Origin of the sequence: Synechococcus sp. CCAP 1479/10 (assembly GCF_019038515.1) — a bacterium.
Classification (GTDB): Bacteria; Cyanobacteriota; Cyanobacteriia; order PCC-6307; family Cyanobiaceae; genus Cyanobium.
Genome location: NZ_JAFKRJ010000047.1, coordinates 75,566 through 91,809, shown reverse-complemented (window position 1 = coordinate 91,809; position 16,244 = coordinate 75,566). Strand labels below are relative to the sequence as shown.

Here is a 16,244-nt window from a genome sequence, read left to right as displayed (position 1 = left end):
GTGGTACCTCGGGGCACAGGCCCGCAACCGCGGCTCGCTCCACTCAGACTTCCTCTCCTGCAACGCAGCAGACCTCGCTGAGCGCGGGGTCATCGCCGTGTACCCGGTCAGTGGCTGGTGGAAGGATCAGCCAAAGCGTGATCGCAGCGAGAGGGGAGCGCGCTATGCACTGGTGGTTTCCATCGAGACACCCGGCGTCGAGACAGACATCTGGACACCGGTCGCCGCTCAGGTCGGGATTCCCATTTCCATTAAGACGTGATTCATGACCGGTGGAGTGGATCTGCTCGCGGAAGTTGTTGGCACAGAACGCCGCAGGTGAGTGCAAGCTGGCGCGATCGGGCAGCTGGATCCGATTAATGGCGAGGAGGTAGCAGGCGCGATCCCCACAAAAGCTGACCGCCACCCACCCGTAGCTGCCCCAGCGGCGCAGGGAGACTTCCCGACCAACGCCAAGCTCCTCGCGACTGAGTAGCTGGGGACGCCCAAGCCACTGTGCTGCTCAATCCCCACCAGACCCGACCAGTGGTGGCAACACTGGCCCCCTTCACTCTGCCGCCTGCGGCAGTTCCCCCTCCACCAGGAACACCTCCCTGGAGAAGCGATGCACCGTCCCGTCGTCATGGCTCAGGAAGGACGCGTGATCGCCGTTGACCTCGCCGGTGATCTCCACCTGATCAAACGGTGTGGAGACCAGTGCCGCCGGCGTGAACACCCCCACCTGGACCAGCGGCTCATGGGTGCGGGCGCTCAGGTATTCGAACGCCTCGATTCCCTCCTCCCGCATCCAGCTCCCCAGCCGTTGGGTGGGTCCGTAGTGCCATGGGTCCCGCAGGACGGCCTGAGCGGCGTCTGCCAAAGCCTGAAGCTGCAGTCCCCGGTTGGTTTGAAGCAACACCGAGAACAGGGTCTGCCGGCGACGGATCGGTGCCTTGGGAGGTTCGCTGAATCCTTCCCAGAACAGAAGCGCGTCGTACGCCCCCTCCACCAACGAACCGATGCGCGAGCGGGAGCCATGGAACATCCCCCGATGCTCCCGGCCCCCGAAGCGGGTGCCATGCCGCAGGGGCGGGTAGCGGAACGGGGTGGTGAGCAGCGGATGGCTCGCCGGCAGGGAGGGCATCGGGGGCTTGCTGCGTTCCACCAGGGCCTCCAGCCGCGCCAGCTGGTCCAGATCATCCACCAGGGGGCCCAGCGCATCGATGCCCTGCTGCTGAACAAGCCGCAGCACCGTTCCCGCCAAGGGGACCTCCGCCGCGGCCTGCACGCTGGCAAGCAGATCCGTCGCCATCAGATTCAGGCGCGCATGGCGTCGAGGTAGTGCACGATCTCCACCAGATCCTCGGTTCGCTGCACCTGCTCCGCCGGCACGCCGCCGGTGTGGCGGTTGGACGTGTGAAACCAGTGGCGCATCAGCTCGCGGTCATTGCCCACCAGCACCGCCAGGCTCCGGTACAGACGCACCACCAGCAGGGCCAGCTCACCGGTCTTGGAGGCCGGGTCGATGCCCTTGCCCCGGGCAAAGAGCGATCGATCGCGACCCAGCACCTGTGCCAGGGCCGAGCGGCTCAGCGCCAGCTCATCCGAGGCCCGCAGCACCGCCTGGATCATCAGCTGGGCATCCGTGAGCGGAGCCGTTGCGGCGGCGAGCGGGGGTGAGGGATCAATGACGGCCATCAACCCGATGCATTTGCATCAACAATAGATGGATTGTGGGGTAATCAGCAGAGAAGTGCCAGGGGCTCGACCTGCTCACAGCGGAGTGATCTCCTCCTCGCCAGCAGGGATTGCAAGGGGTGGCCACCGCCCAGCGGCCTGGCCGACTGACACAGCCCTTGCCCTACCAGAAGCCATGGGAAGGCCTGCATCGAGGCCGTACCACCCCGATCTGGGGTAGCCTGACTCAGTATTGGAGTTGAGCAGCCCACAGGCGGTGTGCTTTGGATCCAGCCATGAACCCAGTGCTTGAAGCGATTTTCGGCAACCGCACGGCGGCATGGGTGCTGTTGTTTCTGCAGTGCTACGGGGAAGGACATGCCCTGCGCATCGCCAAGACGTTCGGCTTTGGGCTGAACATGACCCAGCGTCAGTTGAAGCGCCTGGAAGAAGAGGGTGTGCTGGTGAGCCGATTGGTGGGCAACATCCGCCTCTTCGCCTTCAATGATCGGAATCCAACCGTGCAGAACCTCAGGCGGCTACTTGAAGATGAGCTCAAGCTGCTGCCTGAGGAGCAGGTGCAGCAATACTTCCGGCAGCGGCAACGGCCGCGCAAGACGGGCAAAGTGCTGGTCAGCCATGGCTGAAATCACAGAAGCCACCAGCATCGAGGAGCTTGCGGTGATCATCAGTGAGGCGTTGGAAGCGGCAGGAATCACCGCTACGTTGTCGGGAGGTGGGGCGGTATCGATCTACAGCAAGAACTAGTACATGAGTCACGACCTCGATTTTGTGACGTCAGCGAATCACAAGAGCCTGCTCAAGGCGATCGCTCCACTGGGCTTCACCCAAGGTGCTTATAAACGGCTCTATGAACATCCCCGCACCAAGTGGCTGGTTGAGTTTCCTGCAGGGCCCCTTGGCTTTGGAGAACGGACCGTAGATCATCGATCGATTGACTTGCTGCAAACCGAGCACGGTGCTTTGCGGGTGATCACTCCTACCCTTTGTGTGATCGACAGGTTGTTGGCCTACCACCACTGGCGAGACCCCCAGAGCTGGGATCAGGCCATCTTGGTGTGCAAGAGCAACCCTATTGACTGGGACGACATTGCACTCTGGGCCAAAAATGAGAGGCCAGCATTTCTAGAGATCGAGAGATTTCGCGCAGAGGCAGGTTTGACATCATGACATCCCGAAAGAGTTGGCTGAGCTCCGACGGGGTGGATCCTCAAAAATTGGTTTCCACCTGGTGGAGGGTGCGCGCCTGGAGGATGGGCAGCTGATCGAGTGAGGCCCGGTGCCGCCCTACAACGCCGCCTGCCAGGGCCAGAATCGGTACGCATTAGTGTACACGATGGCGGCATTACTTCAATGGCCAGCATTTCCGCCACGGAAGTCCGCAGGCGGCTGTAATCCCTGATCGATGAGGTCGGCGAGTCCCACGAGCCGATGCAGATCAAAGGCAAGCGAGGCGATGCCCTGCTGTTGTCGGAGGCCGATTGGAACGCGATTCAGGAGACGCTCCATCTGGTCGCGATCCCAGGGATGCGTGAGTCGATCCTGGAAAGTCTGGCGACGTCGCTGGAGGATCACAGTGATCAGCCGGGCTGGTGAGCTGGAGCGTTCGCTTCACCAGGCAGCCCCAGCGGCAATCGGGTCATTCATCCCTGCCCGACCTCTGCCCAGGTGTGCAGCTGACGACCCTTCCAGCGCAAGCCGGGATCAGCCTGCGCTGCCCCTACAAGGGGCTGGCCCGGTACCGCTCGATCACGGCCTCGCGCTCTGGAGGCGACCGTTGAATCAGCAGGACCGTGGACTGGTGGTTGTCTGGCGATCAGATCAGGGTTTGAGGCGCTGATCAATACAGAGCACGAAGGAAGCGCCGCTGGCGTGCTCCAACCTCGTGGCCACGGTGCGGCAGCGCTGGCCGGTGGCCAGGCTGATGTAGGTGTCGGTGATGTGCTGCTGGAGACCCGTATCAATCAGGCTGAAGAAATACTCCTTGTTGGCGTGGTCAGTGCCCCGCGTGGCCGGTGTGAACAGGCGGTTCCTCGACGGGGGGAGACCCTGGCCCAGGTGCGTGTTGCTGATCTGCAGTCCGTCGCCATCGAGCACGTAGGCCGCTTCGATCATGGTGTTGGTGCCTACCCAGTTGGCAAGGGCGCCGTCGAACATTTGGGCAGGGATGTGACGTAGGCCTTCACACCCTGCGCGGGCCAGATTGATCAGATCGAGGCCCTCCATCTGGCGGGCCTGGATGGCGGCCACGGCTTTGACCCGTTGCCGGCGGGCGGCTTCCATCAGCACTGGGTGCAGGGCCGCCAGGTGCAGATTGGCCGCTGGCTTGGGGCGCGCAAAGTGATAGCCCTGGAAGAACTCTGCTCCGAGGGCGGCGCAGGTGTCCAGTTCTGCCTTGGTTTCCACCCCTTCGGCCAGCACCAAAGTGCCGATGGTCTTTCCAAGTAAGATCAGCGACTTCATCATTTCCTGCTTGACAAAGTCGCGGTCGACTCCGGCGATGAGACTGCGGTCGAGCTTGATGATGTGGGGCCGCAATTCGGCGATGCGTGGCAGGTTGCTGTGGCCGGATCCCAAGTCGTCGATGGCGATCAGGAAACCCAATTCGCGATGGCGCTCCACGAAGCGTTTCAGGGTCATCGTGTCCTGAACCTTGGTTTCGTTGAGCTCGATCACGATGTCGCTGGGTTCCAGACCCGTGGCCTCGGTGGCCTCGAGCAAGGCTCCCGAGCCTTCCACTCCCTCGTCGATCAATGACGTTTCAAAGTTGAGAAACAGAAAGGGGCGCAGGGACCGGGGCAAGTTGAGGTCCCGGTAGGCCTCCATGGCCCGGATGCGGCAGCGGCGATCCAGCTCCAGCAGCTTCCCAGCCTTGCGGGCCTTGGCGAACTTCTGTCCGACACCCATGAGCGCCGGGCGCGCGAGGGCCTCCAGGCCCACCACGGAGGTTTGCTTCAGGGAGACGATGGGTTGAAAGTGAATGGTTAGCTGATTCGATGGGAGGATCGCAGAGACCTCCATCGGTGGCTCCATAAGTTCAGCGTGAACCATTGAGCGCGAATGACGGCGGATTACATTTTTAGCGAGCCAGCAGCATTGAACCCTAGGGAACATCTGAAAAACGTACTAAAATCAACCGAGATCCAAGACTGAGGCTGGAACGGAAGGCCGTCCCCCTTCAGCTGGCCTTTTCGGACCACGAGCACATTCACGCCAAAAAGAGGACGCGTCGCCAGCCCTTCTTGGATGCGATGGAGGCCACGGTTCCCTGGGAAGCCTTCCTGGCCTTGATCGAGCCCTGCTGCCGGCCTACTTGCGGATCCATAACGGCCGCAGGTGCCACATGGCCCTGGGTGGACTGACCCCCCAGCAGCGGCTCGCTCAGCTGCAGGCATGAACAATCTGGTGGGAAAGCACACCTAGGCCGTCGGCACCCAGTTTTCAACCTGCAGGCTCAGGGCATGGGCCGCGATCATCGTGTCGAGTGAGCCAATGGGAGTGCCCCGGCGCTTCAGGTCCGCACGCAGCTCGGCCGCCACCACACTACAGAGGCCAATCTCTCCGAGCCGGTAGCGCTTGAACCGCCCCACTAGCGCGGCTGATTTGGCGTTGATGATGGTGATGCAGATGTTGGTATCGAGCAGAATCATGGGCTGATCGCTTCCCGGATCTGCTCTTCCGACTGCCCACGCGTGATCACAAAGCCCGGCTCGAAGGCGGCCAACCCGGCCTCCAGGGTTTGCCTGGGGTCATCGATGGGCAGCAACAGCACCCCATTGCCGAAATGCTTCACCACCACCTCGCTGCCGCTGAAGCGGCACGCCTTCGGCAGCCGCACCGCCTGGCTGTGGCCCGATTGGAACAGACGTGCGGTGTCCATGGCAGGCCCTGATCCGGTAGTGACGCATGGTGGCTACCACGGCTTGATTGGTCTCACGGCGACAAGGCCAGGGCCGGGCATCGATCGAACGCCTGAGGCCCCCAGATCCGCCACCCCCCTACGCTGTAGAACGAAACGTTCAACATCAGGATTCATGGCGATCGGGGTGCGGGTGGAGCCGGAACTCGAGCGGCGGCTCGATCAGCTGGCCCTCCAGCTCGGCAAGAGCCGCAGTGCCTGCGTGCGCGACGCCATCACCCAGTACCTCCTGCGCCATGGCGATGGCGAGGAAGCCCGCCGTCAATCGCAACGGCTGGCCGAACGAGAACCGCAACAGCACTGGAGCGAACAACTCCCTGACTGGAGCGACTGGACCGCATGAGCCTGCCTGCGCTCCGCCGCGGCACCGTGGTGACCGTGGCCAGCCCGGCGGCGTACTCCGGCAAACCACGCCCCGCCGTGGTGGTCCAGGCGGATCGCTGGTTGCAGGCCCATCCCAGCGTCACCCTCTGCCCGCTCACCAGCACCCTGGTGGACGCTCCCCTGGTCCGGCTTCCCGTCCAGCCGACGGCACGCAATGGCCTGAGGAAGCCGTCCCAGCTGATGGTCGACAAGCTGTTCACGGTGCCGCTCAGCTCCCTGGGCAAGGTGGTGGGGCAACTGGAGCCCCAGCTATTGATCGAGCTGGATCTGGCCCTGCGGGGTTGGCTGGAACTGCCCTGAGCTGGCCGCTCCCGCTGCCAGGATTCAGCGCAACGCCAGCAACGCCGTCATGCCCCTGCCCCAGCTGATGCCGCTGCTGGCGGCCGTGGCGCTCACCCCTTGTCCAGCTCCCGTGAAGGCCCAGCTGGATGGCCTCTACCGCTGGCATGTGGCTGGGCAGGACCTGCGTGGTCCGATCGAGCTCAAGAGCCAGAAAAGCCGCTTCACCGATGGGCTGTACCAGAAGCTGCGGCGTGCCTATGGGCTCGATCCAGCCAGCGGCAGCTTTGTCGACTTCGATCTGTTCAGCGGCACCCAGGTGGGGACCTTCGGCGCCAAGGTGCTGGGCTGCACAGCCGCCCCCGGCGGAGGGCTGGAGGCCCGGGTGGCGGTGCAGGCAGGCCTGCGCAACCGCCCCATTGAGGCGCCGCAGCTGTTGCGCTATCAGCTGGTGCGCGGCCCTGCCGGCAGCTGGAAGATCGCCGACATCGTCTATTCCCATCCGGCCGGGTTCCGCCTCTCCAGCTATCTGGCAGAGCTGCTGGAAGCCAAGCCCTGAAGGCTGCAGGACCCCTGCGGATCACGTCGATGGACGGCGAAGCAGGACGGCCAAGGACTTCGGCTAACCTGTACCTACATTTACGTACACACCAGACAGAGGGCCATGGACGTGCTTCCCAGCCGGGTGTTCATGAACGGCAACAGCCAGGCCGTACGCATTCCCGCCGAGTTCCGCCTCGCCACCGACCGGGTGCAGATCACCCGCAGCCCCAACGGCGATCTGATCATTCACCCCTGCCCGGCCCAGCGTGGCCAGGCCCTGCTCGACACGCTCGCCGGCTTCGAGCCCAGCTTCGTGGCCAGCCTGGAAGCACAGCAGGCCAGTCGTATCCCGGTGCAGGAGCGGGAGAGCCTTTGATCTATCTGCTCGACACCAACATCCTCATTTACCTGATCAAGAACCGGCCGCCCCAGGTGGCTGAGCGCATCGATCAACTCGCCGATGGGGACAGCCTGGCGATGTCGTTCATCACCTGGGCCGAACTGCTGCGCGGGGCCGAGGGCAGCCAGCGCCGCAAGTCCACCCTCCAGCAGCTCGAGGCCCTGTCCCGGCAGGTACCGGTGCTCTACCCCGATGGCCCCGCCATCTGCCGCCACTACGCCGCGCAGGCCGCCGCCCTCAAACGCCGGGCCACCCCCATCGGCGGCAACGATCTCTGGACTGCCGCCCATGCCCTGGCCCTCGGCGCCACCCTGGTGAGCCACAACGTGCGCGAATTCGCCCGCATCGAGGGCCTGACCCTGGTGGATTGGGCGGCCGCTGCCTGATCGACGCCGGACACCGGCGGGGCCCACCCCTGATGCCAGGGTCAGACTCCTGCTGGCCCATGCTCCGGAACGATGGCGCACCCGTCAGCCGCGCAGATCGCCCGCCTGGGGCGCCAAGGGGTGGCCCTGTTCTTCGTGTTCATGCTCAGCGCCGAGCTGCCCGGGCAGATCTTCCACCTCGCCCAGCACCTGAGCGGGTCGGGGCCGGACGCCATCTCGGAAAGCCTCGAACACCTCGGGGTGATGGTGGCCTATCTCCTATCCCTGGTCTGTGCCCTGTTCCTGGCCCAGCAGGAGCTGTGCCGCACGCGCCTGCTGGCGTCCTACCCGCCAGACGAGCCCGTCCCCCTCGCCATGCATGTTCTCGGCCTGGTTTGGGGCCTGGTGGCGTTGTTCCTGCTGCGCTGAACGGGGCGTGTTCAGGTTGTGCCAAGGCCCACCGCTCAAACCTGACCGCAAGAGCTAGCGTTGCAAGCACTGACAGCATGGCCTGCGCGGACCTCGTTATGGCCAGCCTCACGATCCGCAACCTCGACGACGCCACCAAGGCCCAGCTGCGACTGCAGGCCGCCCGCCACGGTCACTCGATGGAGGAGGAAGCCCGCAGGATCCTGCGCGAAGCCGTGCTGCCGCAACCCGCTGGCTCTGACAGCCCAGGTCTGGGGAGCCGCATCCACGCTCACTTCGCCGACCTCGGTGGCGTGGAACTGGATCTGCCCGCGCGGGTTTCCATGGCGGGGGCCGCCGTGTTCACCGAGGAGCCAACGTGATCGTTCTCGACACCCATGTGATCGCCGAGCTGATGCGGCCCCAGCCGGAGCCGGCGGTGCTGGCCTGGGCGGATGGTCTCGTTCCCGCGGAGGTGGGCATCACGGCGATGAACGAAGCAGAGATCCTGCACGGCCTCATCCGGCTGCCGGAGGGTCGCCGCAAACAGGCCCTGCTGGATAGCTGGCAGGCGTTGGTGACGGCCCTGCTTGGCGATCGCGTGCTGGCTTTCCACCGGGAAGCCGCCCACTGGTATGGCGAGCTGCTGGTGCGGCGGGAGCAGATCGGTCGGCCGATCGCCACGGCCGATGCCGTGATCGCCGCCACCGCCCTGGCCCAGGGCGCCCAACTGGCCACCCGCAACGTGAGTGACTTCACCGGCCTGGGCCTTGATCTGATCAATCCCTGGGACCAGCCCGTACCCCTCCAGCCAAAGTAGCAACAGTGCCACTGCAACTGTAAAAGCAGGGCAGAATCCACGGCCCCTCGCCCCCGGCCGCCCCATGACCGATCTCCCTCCAGTGGCCCAGCGGTGGCTCGACGAGCTCACCACCAGCACCCGCAGCATCGACAACCTCGTGGCGGAGGGATTCCAGGGTTGTTCCCTGCTGGATCTCCTGCCCTGGCTGGACGGGGGCCAGGGCCTGGCCGCCATCGAAGCGATCGACTGGGTGAAGAGCCAGCCGGACGAGGACGGTGACGTGGCGCTGATGACCGTTGACGCGGAGGGGTTGGACAGGCTTCTGGAATGGATGCTCGAAACCCGTGGCAGCTGCCCGATGGTCTATGCGCCGGAGCCGGATGTCGTGGTGCCGGACGGGATTCCCTTGCTGCGCCCCATGGCCTACAACCTGCCGGAAGGTGTGTCCTCCGAGGAGGTATTCGATGAGGAATTCAGCGAGAACCTTTCCGCGTTGTTCGCGGCCATCAAGGACTCCTATGGAAACCACGCTCACCTCTACCGGATCGACTATGGCCAGCTGGCGGAAACGATCGAACACGGCCTCTTCCTTGCCGGTCAGTTCATCGATCTCAACGACGGTGAACTGTTTGACTTCAGCATGGACGCGATCAATCAGCGGATTCGCTACCAATCCACTGGCTGCTATCACGAAGGCTTTTCTGCCTGATCCGGCACAACTGATTGATCTGCTCCGATTCCGCCACTGTGTTCGAGAGGCATTGGGCACGGCTGATGGATGTCAGGCGCTCATTGGGGTGTGTAGGCATGGGGTGTGAGGTCCTGGGCTGTTGGGGTGGGCTTCAAGATCCCTGACCGTTCTCATACCATACGGAATTGCGCCCGTTGCTCCTGAAGTCTTCAGTGAATGCACGAGCATTCCGGAAGGCCACGACGATGCGCCCTTTCTCGACGCATTCCTGTACATGGGCGCGAGCAGCTTGTATGGGATAGGAGACCTTGTCTTTCGAGTGTTTGAGGATCTCGTGCTCGACGTACTCATCAAAACGCTTTGGGTCCATCACGTGCGTCGCATCCGGGTCAATCTCAGCGGTAAGCAAGAAGTGACGCCCATGGAGGGTGCCAACCCTCAGGATGCGCTCACTGCGTACGCGGTCCAGCGATGCGACCCAGAAACCGGTGATTCCGTGGCGTGAGCCGGATGGCTTGGCCAGTACAGAATCGACCACCGCATCGACCAACCAAGACTTGACGTTGAACGACATAGGTCCCTCCGAGGGGTCACGTCAGTGACACAATGGATCAGAATGGGCTGTTCCTCGATGGATGGAGAAGGGCATCCAATTCCGTACAGCTGAAATCTCGGCGATCATCTGTCATCGATGCCTGGACCAAGCGGCACAACCGATTGATCTGCTCCGCCTCCTCCACCGTATTGGCAATCCCGCTCACCAGGCCGGGCGAGCCCACCACGATCGAGAGGCAACGGGCACGGCTGATCGCCACATTCAGGCGGTTGGGTTCCAGCAGGAAACCCAGGCCCCGGGGGGCGGCATCACCATCGCTGGCGGTGAGGGAGTGGATGGCCACCGGTGCCTCCTGGCCCTGGAACTTGTCCACTGTGCCGACCCGCGCGCGATGACCCAGCTGTTGCTGCAGACGGTTCACCTGCACGTTGTAGGGAGCGGTGATCAAGATGTCGTCAGGGGTCAACACCCCGCTGCGTTCGCCGCTGCCGGAGGCATGGCGGTAGCTGGAGCCCAGCAGCACCTCCACCAGCTGGGCGATGCGCTCGACCTCCTCCTCTGAGCAGACACTGCGCCCGCTGTGCTCCACTGCCTCGAACACCAATCCGTGGCCGGGCAGGACCCCGCCATAGCTGGCGGTGAAGGGCTCCCGCCAGTCGATGCGGTTGATGACGTTGGCGGGGCTGGCCTGGAGGCGGCCGTCATAGAACAGCTCCGAGACCATGGCGGTGAGTGAGGGCTCCATACGCCAGCTGGTGGCCAGGAACACGCCCCGATCGGCAGGGACGACATGGGCGTCCTGCATCAGGTACGCGAGGCAGGAATCACCACTGTCCCCAGGGTGATCGGCCTGGGAGGGCTGGGACAACTGCTGCTGGTCACCCACCAGCAGGATCGAACGGGCGCAGCGGGCCATCACCAGCAGGTTGGCCAGGGAGACCTGGCCCGCCTCATCCACCACCAGCAGATCAAAGGCGCCTGCCACTTCTGGTCGGCAGAGGGTGAAGGTGGTGCCGCCCACCACGGCCATGGCTTCTGTGAGCTGGTCGGGCTTCACCAGAGCAATCGGGGTGCCCGCCAGGGCTGGCTCGTCGTTGTCACTCCTGCACTTGACCATGGCCACGGCCAGGCCTTGCTCGCTGATGACGGCCTGGGTCTTGAGCAGCAGGTTGTTGATGGCCGCATGGCTGTTGGAACTGATCGCGACGCGCTGACCCCGGCGCACCAGTTCGGCGATCACCTGGGCCGTGACCGTGGTCTTGCCGGTGCCGGGGGGACCCTGCAGGGCGAGGGTCTTGCCGCTGCTGGCTTCCAGGAAGGAGGCCAGCTGCTCCACCACCGCTGAGGGCTCGGCGCGTACGAATGCGTTGAGCGCCACCAACTCGGCCACAGGTTCGCGCTCCAACAGGTGACGGATCGGCTCGGGCAGGGGCTGTTGATCGTGGACCCAGCCCTGAGCTTGTTCATCGAGACGCTCGCGCAGACTTTCAGTGATGTCGGCGGGCACCTTGATCAGGCTGATCGGCGTGCGGGGCAGGTCTGCACTGAGCCCCTCGGCCAGACGTCGGTCCCGCTTGCTCCAGGGAAACTTCAGCGTCACCAGACCCTGCTCCGCATCAAGTGCGTCCACCCCCAGTTGCAGCCCTGCTTCCGGGATCTCGAGATTGAGTCCGTTTTGCCCAGGTTGGGCGCGCAACTTGAGCGGTTGGCTGGGATCAAAGCGGAAGCTGTGGTAATCGGCGCCGGTGCGGGCGCTGGTGCGGCTCTCCATCGATTCCCACAAGGCCCCTTCGATGGCCTCGCCGTCACTCTCCAGATCCCCTGGAGACTCCTGCGCTTTCTGCCTGCGATCGAAGTACCCCCACCAGGCCACTTTGGCTTCCCGGTGGTGAAAGGGGAGCAGCTGGGCCAACAGCCGCTGCACCCGCCAGCTCAGTCCCCGGGGGCCGCGTTGCTCCTGCTCCTGAAGCAATGCTTCTGGTGCATCGGCGGCGGGATCGCTCTGGAGCGCTTCCGGCAGCTCGGCGATCAGCACGGCGGCAAGGGCCTCCAGGGGCCAGGGTTCTTTCTCGGGCCTTTCTGGGTCTTCCAGCTGCAGGGGTTGCTCGGGCAGGCCCTGCTCGAAACGCAGCTGGAGCAGCCAGTCATGGAGGTAGACGGTGGATTCGCAGTCCTCCCGGTTGTAGTCCTCGATCGCCTGCAGCTGCGGGCTGGCCTCAGGGGCTGGGCCCGGCCGGGGAGGTTCACCCGATGCCTGCCAGTTGGTGTAGGCCACCACCGAATCCCCGGCGTTGGTGACCTCCGCAGAGCGAGCCTCCATGTAGAGGTGCTCCACCTTTTTGATCGAGTAGCTCTCCTCGCCCAGCACAATCGCGTTGGTGACCACCGGCAGCAGATCCACCAGCAGGCCTGAGCGCAGCCATTCATCGATCACCGCCTCCCGGGTGGAGTGCTGCTGGGCCAGCCGGCGCATGGCCGTCTTCTCGTAGCTGGCGTAGTGGTAGATGCGCAGGCCAGGAAACCGGCGGCGACGTTCCTCCACCCAGTCGACCCATCCTTCGAAGGCCTTCTTTTCCTGGAGTGGAGAGTGGGCCCACCAGGCCTTGAACTGGGGCGAGCCGCCGGGCTCATCGCGATAGCAGGCGCCAAAGAGGTACTCAAGCTTCCTGGCGGCGACGGCATCGTGCACCCCCTCCATGTCAAACCAGATGTCGCCCGGGTCGGCAGCGGGCAGGGCGGACAGACCCTTGCCCGGCCTCAGGGGCCGTACCCGATAGGCCGGTCTGCCGGCAGCATCGGCTGGGGTGAGCTGGAGTTCGGCCTGCTGCTGCAGTTCATGGAGCGCCTCATGGGCCAGGCCAGCAATGGTGGTGCCTGGAGCCAGCGCACTGAGTTGCTCGATCGTGTGGATGCCGGCGGCCTTGAGCTTGAGGCGCTGGCTCTGGCGCAGGTTCGCCACCAGCACCAGATCCCGCTCGGCGGCCAGGCGCTCCTCGATGAAGGCGCCCCAGCTGCCGTGATCACCGGGTTCATCCTCCGGTGGTGAGGCGGGATCGAAGGCAGCGCGGAAATCGCGGTAGCGGGCCCTGAGCTGTTGGTACCAGGCCCAGAAACGATCGGTGTCGAAAGACTGGAAGCGACCACCACCGAGAAACAACTCGAAGCGATCGGGACGGTGCCCCAGCAGAGGGGTGAGCAGTTCGGCGTAGGCGCAGGCCTGCACCAGGAAGGTGGTGCGAGGCTTGCTGGCCAGCTTGCATTCGATCGGGATGTAGCTCCAGTCGCCCAGATCGGAGGGCTGGGGAATCCTGCGCAGGACATCGGCCGAGCCGCGGATCTCTCCGTTGTTCAACGAGGCCTGGTGGATGAAGTCGAAGCCCTCTGCCATGGCGGCCCTGGTGGCGGCGTAATCGGCCTCACGCTGCTGGCCGGAGAGGCGGGCGATGCGATAGCCCTCGGCTTCCAGTTGGTTGAGCAACACCTGCTCAAGACGCAGGCCATCGGCGAACAGTTGCTCATCAAGGGAAGAGGGGGGTGGCTGCTCGCCCGTGAACAGACCCCTGGCCTTGAGTTCTTCCCACCAGGCACCGATCCGTGGACTGCGGCTGAAGAGGGCGAGTTGGCTGGGGGTGATCAGGCGCTCTGGGAGGAACGGCACAGTGGATGACAGGCGGATGATGAGGGGGTGGGGTGGTGATGGGCGATCGGGAGGGCGTGGCTGGTTGTCAGTCCAGATCGACCGACTCCAGCAGCATCCGGGCCCGCATCAGCCGGTCGGCATCAACGGCCCAGGCCACGATCTGGCTGTGCCTGGCAGTGTCGTCGCCTTCCATCTCTTCGACGACACCGTCATGGAAGGCTTCCAGATGCCGCAAAAGGACAAGAGCGATCTGCCGGTCCTCATCAGCCGTGGTATCGAGCTTTTCGATCCGATCGAGCACCTCTTTCACCTTGAGACTCTGAGTTCGTTCGGGCTTCTCGGGTCGCTGCGCATGGGACTGCATGTCGATCAGTTGCTGGGGGCTGGCGGGGATACCGGAGGGCAACGACGCCGCGAGTGCGTCATCGGCCATCTCAGGGTGCAGACCCTCGTTGGGATCAACGGGCTTCCCATTGCAGAACCTGTAGCGGGTGTTCCTGCTGCTGGAGGGGTCGGTGGGTTGGGTCATCTGAGGTTCGCTGTCGGTGTTACCAGAATCCCCCTATCGCTTGGGAGAGCATGCGTGTACGGGCGAATGACCAGATCGTCCGGCTGAGCTTGAAGAGACGGCCTCGGTCTTCCAGCCGGGATCAGGAAGCTTGATCAGACACTGATCTCCATGCTGTGGGAGTGCGGGGACGGAATCCTCAACTTCAGTGCTGTCAGCGTTCCACTCAGATAAGCCCCCGTATCAATCCCAATCCGGTGCGGCAACCGCGTCACCTTGAAGTCATGGCGAAAGGTGTGCCCATGCACCACGGTGTACGGCAACCCATGGGGCCGGCTCAGAAACGGCCGCCGGATCCAGATCAGATCGTCTGTGGCCTGGTGCTCCAGGCGGATGTCGGGGCGCACGCCCGCATGCACGAACAGATAGCGGCCGCGGATTGCCGTGTACGGCAGCTGCTCGAACCAGGCCTGGCGTTCGCGGGCCAGGGGCAGGAGGTCGGGGTTGGCGCCGTTGCACAGCCACAGCTTCACGTCCTCATCCGGCGCTCTCGGTGCCATCGCCTTCAGCAGCATCTGCTCGTGGTTGCCCCGCAGCACCGTCACCGCCGCCAGCCCGTAGGCGCCGGGGTTCTCCTGCAGCTGCCACACCCGCTCGAGCACCTTCCGATCACCATCGGGCTCCGGGGCCCGATCGATCAGGTCCCCCAGGAAGATCAGCTCGGCGCCTGAATCAAAGTGTGGGGTGAGTTCCTGCTCCAGCAGGGAGGCGCAGCCGTGCACATCCCCGATCGCCACCACATCAGGTCTGTTCATCATCGCTCTCCCACACATTGAGGCTGGAGCGCTGCGATTCGCGGCGCAGGTTCTTGCGGCTGCGCTTGGGATCGCTCTTGAGCAGGGCCAGTTTCTCGCTCAGCAGGTCGAGCTCCCGGGTGAGCCTCGGGGTGGCAGGCATCGACGACAGGTCGCCGAACAGCTTGCCCAGGCTGGCGCTGGCGCTGATGACATCCCCTCGATCCAGCTCGGCGATCACTTGCCGGCGTTCCCGGTTAGCCCGCAGCAGCGCCAGCTGTTCGGCCACCGCGTCATCGGGCTCCAACTGCTGGATCTCCTCGCCTTCCATCACCGGCAACTGCAGGTGCTCGATCAGGCTCTGGCGGTCGCCGCTGCCGGGGGCCTCCCAGGCCAGGCGGACGCTGAGGATCTCCTGGTTGGGGATCCAGGCGGGTAGCTTGAGCTTCAGGCCCACGTTGAGCTCCTGGCCGGCGCGCAGGTTGGGCAGCTGGTGGTTGCCGGCAGCGGTGGGCTTGAGGTCGTTGAGCAGATCGACCACCTCGGCGCCGTGTTTGCCGCGCACCCCGAGGCTCACCCGCCGCCCGAAGGTGCTGGCCAGGCCCTGGAGCTCGGAGGCGTAGAGGTCGGCCAGCTGGCCGGGGGTTTCGATGTGGGCCAGGGTGCCATCGCCCGCGGCGGCCATGGCCCCCATCAGGTCTTCGTCGAAGTCATCCCCCAGGCCGAAGGCACTGGTGCTGATGCCCCGCTGGGTCAGGCCCGCCACCTTGGCGGCGATCTGCTCCTGGTTGGTGAGGCCCTCGTTGGCCTGGCCGTCGGAGAGCAGCAGCACCCGGTTCATCGCACCGGGATCGAGGTGTTCGGCCACCTGGGTGGCCCCGGCTCGCCAGCCATCGAAGAGGGCCGTGCAGCCGCCGCTGTGGATCGTGTTGATCGCGGCGATGAAGGGCTGGGGATCGGCCACGGGCCGCGAGGGCACGACGATCTGCACCTCATCGTCGAAGCTGACGATGGCGAGGCGATCGCGGCCGGTGAGCTCGCCGGCCAGGAAGCGGGCGGCCTTGCGGGCGTAGCTGAGCTTGGTGCCGCCCATCGAGCCGGAGCGGTCGATCACCAGGGCCAGGTTGAGCGGCGGCCGCTCGCGAAGGCTGGCTGCGGCGGCCAGCGGCGGCGGGGTGATCGTGAGCAGCAGATCGAGAGTCGACGGGCGATCGGAGGCCACCGCCGGCCGCAGGGGCCGGAAGCGAAGGGTGGGACGGGTCATGGTGGGGGGTAGCG

The 16,244-nt window shown here is 64.6% G+C and carries 24 protein-coding genes; 13 read left to right on the top strand and 11 right to left on the bottom strand.

Going from position 1 to position 16,244, the window contains the following annotated elements:
• Positions 1-43: 43 nt before the first annotated feature.
• The 3 genes from KUG39_RS17765 to KUG39_RS15725 all read right to left on the bottom strand — a co-directional run bounded on the left by KUG39_RS17765 (position 44) and on the right by KUG39_RS15725 (position 1,677).
• Positions 44-406 carry a zincin-like metallopeptidase domain-containing protein gene (locus KUG39_RS17765; protein WP_502988655.1) on the bottom strand — a complete coding sequence of 121 codons (363 nt, stop codon included), beginning with the start codon at positions 404-406 and terminating at the stop codon, positions 44-46.
• Between the two features lie 141 nt (positions 407-547).
• Positions 548-1,291: an RES family NAD+ phosphorylase gene (locus KUG39_RS15730; RefSeq protein WP_216916419.1), complete on the bottom strand. Its 744-nt coding sequence runs from the start codon at positions 1,289-1,291 to the stop codon at positions 548-550.
• A 5-nt stretch (positions 1,292-1,296) separates the two neighbouring features.
• Complete coding sequence (locus tag KUG39_RS15725) at positions 1,297-1,677, bottom strand: MbcA/ParS/Xre antitoxin family protein (protein ID WP_216916417.1); 381 nt, start codon at positions 1,675-1,677, stop codon at positions 1,297-1,299.
• Between the two features lie 275 nt (positions 1,678-1,952).
• On the opposite strand from KUG39_RS15725, the gene KUG39_RS15720 reads away from it, so the two are divergent.
• The 4 genes from KUG39_RS15720 to KUG39_RS15710 all read left to right on the top strand — a co-directional run bounded on the left by KUG39_RS15720 (position 1,953) and on the right by KUG39_RS15710 (position 3,273).
• On the top strand, positions 1,953-2,303 hold the full coding sequence (locus tag KUG39_RS15720) for a hypothetical protein (RefSeq protein WP_216916415.1): 351 nt from the start codon (positions 1,953-1,955) through the stop codon (positions 2,301-2,303).
• Positions 2,296-2,424 (top strand): hypothetical protein, encoded by a 129-nt coding sequence (locus KUG39_RS17395; RefSeq protein ID WP_286193251.1) that lies wholly within the window; start codon positions 2,296-2,298, stop codon positions 2,422-2,424. Before KUG39_RS15720 ends, KUG39_RS17395 begins: the two co-directional genes overlap by 8 nt.
• Before the next feature lie 3 nt (positions 2,425-2,427).
• Positions 2,428-2,847 (top strand): hypothetical protein, encoded by a 420-nt coding sequence (locus KUG39_RS15715; protein WP_216916413.1) that lies wholly within the window; start codon positions 2,428-2,430, stop codon positions 2,845-2,847.
• 228 nt (positions 2,848-3,075) lie between these two features.
• Entirely contained in the window at positions 3,076-3,273 is a 198-nt protein-coding gene (locus KUG39_RS15710) for a type II toxin-antitoxin system Phd/YefM family antitoxin (RefSeq protein WP_286193265.1), read from the top strand.
• Between the two features lie 225 nt (positions 3,274-3,498).
• Here KUG39_RS15710 and KUG39_RS15705 read toward each other — a convergent pair whose 3' ends face one another.
• The 3 genes from KUG39_RS15705 to KUG39_RS15695 all read right to left on the bottom strand — a co-directional run bounded on the left by KUG39_RS15705 (position 3,499) and on the right by KUG39_RS15695 (position 5,557).
• A complete protein-coding gene (locus KUG39_RS15705; protein WP_216918371.1) occupies positions 3,499-4,698 on the bottom strand; it encodes a sensor domain-containing phosphodiesterase in 1,200 nt (399 codons plus the stop codon).
• Positions 4,699-5,096: 398 nt separating this feature from the next.
• A complete protein-coding gene (locus KUG39_RS15700) occupies positions 5,097-5,327 on the bottom strand; it encodes a PIN domain-containing protein (protein WP_216916409.1) in 231 nt (76 codons plus the stop codon).
• Positions 5,324-5,557: an antitoxin gene (locus KUG39_RS15695; RefSeq protein WP_216916407.1), complete on the bottom strand. Its 234-nt coding sequence runs from the start codon at positions 5,555-5,557 to the stop codon at positions 5,324-5,326. Before KUG39_RS15695 ends, KUG39_RS15700 begins: the two co-directional genes overlap by 4 nt.
• Before the next feature lie 154 nt (positions 5,558-5,711).
• Between KUG39_RS15695 and KUG39_RS15690 the strand changes: the two genes are divergently transcribed.
• From KUG39_RS15690 to KUG39_RS15650, 9 genes are all read left to right on the top strand, one after another.
• Entirely contained in the window at positions 5,712-5,939 is a 228-nt protein-coding gene (locus KUG39_RS15690; RefSeq protein ID WP_094584975.1) for a ribbon-helix-helix protein, CopG family, read from the top strand.
• Entirely contained in the window at positions 5,936-6,280 is a 345-nt protein-coding gene (locus tag KUG39_RS15685) for a type II toxin-antitoxin system PemK/MazF family toxin (RefSeq protein WP_286193250.1), read from the top strand. The genes KUG39_RS15690 and KUG39_RS15685 overlap by 4 nt, the downstream gene beginning before the upstream one ends.
• Before the next feature lie 49 nt (positions 6,281-6,329).
• Complete coding sequence (locus tag KUG39_RS15680) at positions 6,330-6,818, top strand: ABC transporter substrate-binding protein (RefSeq protein WP_216916405.1); 489 nt, start codon at positions 6,330-6,332, stop codon at positions 6,816-6,818.
• Between the two features lie 105 nt (positions 6,819-6,923).
• Entirely contained in the window at positions 6,924-7,178 is a 255-nt protein-coding gene (locus KUG39_RS15675) for an antitoxin (protein ID WP_216916403.1), read from the top strand.
• A complete protein-coding gene (locus KUG39_RS15670; protein ID WP_216916401.1) occupies positions 7,175-7,588 on the top strand; it encodes a type II toxin-antitoxin system VapC family toxin in 414 nt (137 codons plus the stop codon). Before KUG39_RS15675 ends, KUG39_RS15670 begins: the two co-directional genes overlap by 4 nt.
• Before the next feature lie 72 nt (positions 7,589-7,660).
• Entirely contained in the window at positions 7,661-7,996 is a 336-nt protein-coding gene (locus tag KUG39_RS15665) for a hypothetical protein (protein WP_216916399.1), read from the top strand.
• 98 nt (positions 7,997-8,094) lie between these two features.
• Positions 8,095-8,358: a FitA-like ribbon-helix-helix domain-containing protein gene (locus KUG39_RS15660; protein ID WP_216916439.1), complete on the top strand. Its 264-nt coding sequence runs from the start codon at positions 8,095-8,097 to the stop codon at positions 8,356-8,358.
• The gene (locus KUG39_RS15655; protein WP_216916397.1) at positions 8,355-8,795 is read left to right on the top strand and encodes a type II toxin-antitoxin system VapC family toxin; all 441 of its coding nucleotides are present in this window, start codon (positions 8,355-8,357) and stop codon (positions 8,793-8,795) included. The genes KUG39_RS15660 and KUG39_RS15655 overlap by 4 nt, the downstream gene beginning before the upstream one ends.
• A 64-nt stretch (positions 8,796-8,859) precedes the next feature.
• Positions 8,860-9,486 carry a hypothetical protein gene (locus tag KUG39_RS15650; RefSeq protein ID WP_216916395.1) on the top strand — a complete coding sequence of 209 codons (627 nt, stop codon included), beginning with the start codon at positions 8,860-8,862 and terminating at the stop codon, positions 9,484-9,486.
• 133 nt (positions 9,487-9,619) lie between these two features.
• On the opposite strand, the gene KUG39_RS15645 is transcribed toward KUG39_RS15650, so the two are convergent.
• From KUG39_RS15645 to KUG39_RS15625, 5 genes are all read right to left on the bottom strand, one after another.
• Positions 9,620-10,042 (bottom strand): hypothetical protein, encoded by a 423-nt coding sequence (locus KUG39_RS15645; RefSeq protein ID WP_216916393.1) that lies wholly within the window; start codon positions 10,040-10,042, stop codon positions 9,620-9,622.
• A gap of 37 nt (positions 10,043-10,079) precedes the next feature.
• A complete protein-coding gene (locus KUG39_RS15640; RefSeq protein WP_216916391.1) occupies positions 10,080-13,682 on the bottom strand; it encodes a TM0106 family RecB-like putative nuclease in 3,603 nt (1,200 codons plus the stop codon).
• 67 nt (positions 13,683-13,749) lie between these two features.
• Positions 13,750-14,193: a hypothetical protein gene (locus tag KUG39_RS15635; protein ID WP_216918368.1), complete on the bottom strand. Its 444-nt coding sequence runs from the start codon at positions 14,191-14,193 to the stop codon at positions 13,750-13,752.
• Positions 14,194-14,327: 134 nt separating this feature from the next.
• Positions 14,328-14,987: a metallophosphoesterase family protein gene (locus tag KUG39_RS15630; RefSeq protein ID WP_216916387.1), complete on the bottom strand. Its 660-nt coding sequence runs from the start codon at positions 14,985-14,987 to the stop codon at positions 14,328-14,330.
• On the bottom strand, positions 14,974-16,230 hold the full coding sequence (locus KUG39_RS15625) for a vWA domain-containing protein (protein ID WP_216916385.1): 1,257 nt from the start codon (positions 16,228-16,230) through the stop codon (positions 14,974-14,976). The genes KUG39_RS15630 and KUG39_RS15625 overlap by 14 nt, the downstream gene beginning before the upstream one ends.
• Positions 16,231-16,244 lie beyond the last annotated feature (14 nt).

Bases quoted from the DNA above. Each gene is read 5' to 3' on its own strand.
- KUG39_RS15730 (WP_216916419.1), bottom strand. From the start codon at position 1,291: ATGGCGACGGATCTGCTTGCCAGCGTGCAGGCCGCGGCGGAGGTCCCC.
- KUG39_RS15725 (WP_216916417.1), bottom strand. From the start codon at position 1,677: ATGGCCGTCATTGATCCCTCACCCCCGCTCGCCGCCGCAACGGCTCCG.
- KUG39_RS15720 (WP_216916415.1), top strand. From the start codon at position 1,953: ATGAACCCAGTGCTTGAAGCGATTTTCGGCAACCGCACGGCGGCATGG.
- KUG39_RS17395 (WP_286193251.1), top strand. From the start codon at position 2,296: ATGGCTGAAATCACAGAAGCCACCAGCATCGAGGAGCTTGCGGTGATC.
- KUG39_RS15715 (WP_216916413.1), top strand. From the start codon at position 2,428: ATGAGTCACGACCTCGATTTTGTGACGTCAGCGAATCACAAGAGCCTG.
- KUG39_RS15705 (WP_216918371.1), bottom strand. From the start codon at position 4,698: ATGGAGGTCTCTGCGATCCTCCCATCGAATCAGCTAACCATTCACTTT.
- KUG39_RS15700 (WP_216916409.1), bottom strand. From the start codon at position 5,327: ATGATTCTGCTCGATACCAACATCTGCATCACCATCATCAACGCCAAA.
- KUG39_RS15695 (WP_216916407.1), bottom strand. From the start codon at position 5,557: ATGGACACCGCACGTCTGTTCCAATCGGGCCACAGCCAGGCGGTGCGG.
- KUG39_RS15690 (WP_094584975.1), top strand. From the start codon at position 5,712: ATGGCGATCGGGGTGCGGGTGGAGCCGGAACTCGAGCGGCGGCTCGAT.
- KUG39_RS15685 (WP_286193250.1), top strand. From the start codon at position 5,936: ATGAGCCTGCCTGCGCTCCGCCGCGGCACCGTGGTGACCGTGGCCAGC.
- KUG39_RS15680 (WP_216916405.1), top strand. From the start codon at position 6,330: ATGCCCCTGCCCCAGCTGATGCCGCTGCTGGCGGCCGTGGCGCTCACC.
- KUG39_RS15675 (WP_216916403.1), top strand. From the start codon at position 6,924: ATGGACGTGCTTCCCAGCCGGGTGTTCATGAACGGCAACAGCCAGGCC.
- KUG39_RS15665 (WP_216916399.1), top strand. From the start codon at position 7,661: ATGGCGCACCCGTCAGCCGCGCAGATCGCCCGCCTGGGGCGCCAAGGG.
- KUG39_RS15660 (WP_216916439.1), top strand. From the start codon at position 8,095: ATGGCCAGCCTCACGATCCGCAACCTCGACGACGCCACCAAGGCCCAG.
- KUG39_RS15650 (WP_216916395.1), top strand. From the start codon at position 8,860: ATGACCGATCTCCCTCCAGTGGCCCAGCGGTGGCTCGACGAGCTCACC.
- KUG39_RS15645 (WP_216916393.1), bottom strand. From the start codon at position 10,042: ATGTCGTTCAACGTCAAGTCTTGGTTGGTCGATGCGGTGGTCGATTCT.
- KUG39_RS15635 (WP_216918368.1), bottom strand. From the start codon at position 14,193: ATGACCCAACCCACCGACCCCTCCAGCAGCAGGAACACCCGCTACAGG.
- KUG39_RS15630 (WP_216916387.1), bottom strand. From the start codon at position 14,987: ATGAACAGACCTGATGTGGTGGCGATCGGGGATGTGCACGGCTGCGCC.
- KUG39_RS15625 (WP_216916385.1), bottom strand. From the start codon at position 16,230: ATGACCCGTCCCACCCTTCGCTTCCGGCCCCTGCGGCCGGCGGTGGCC.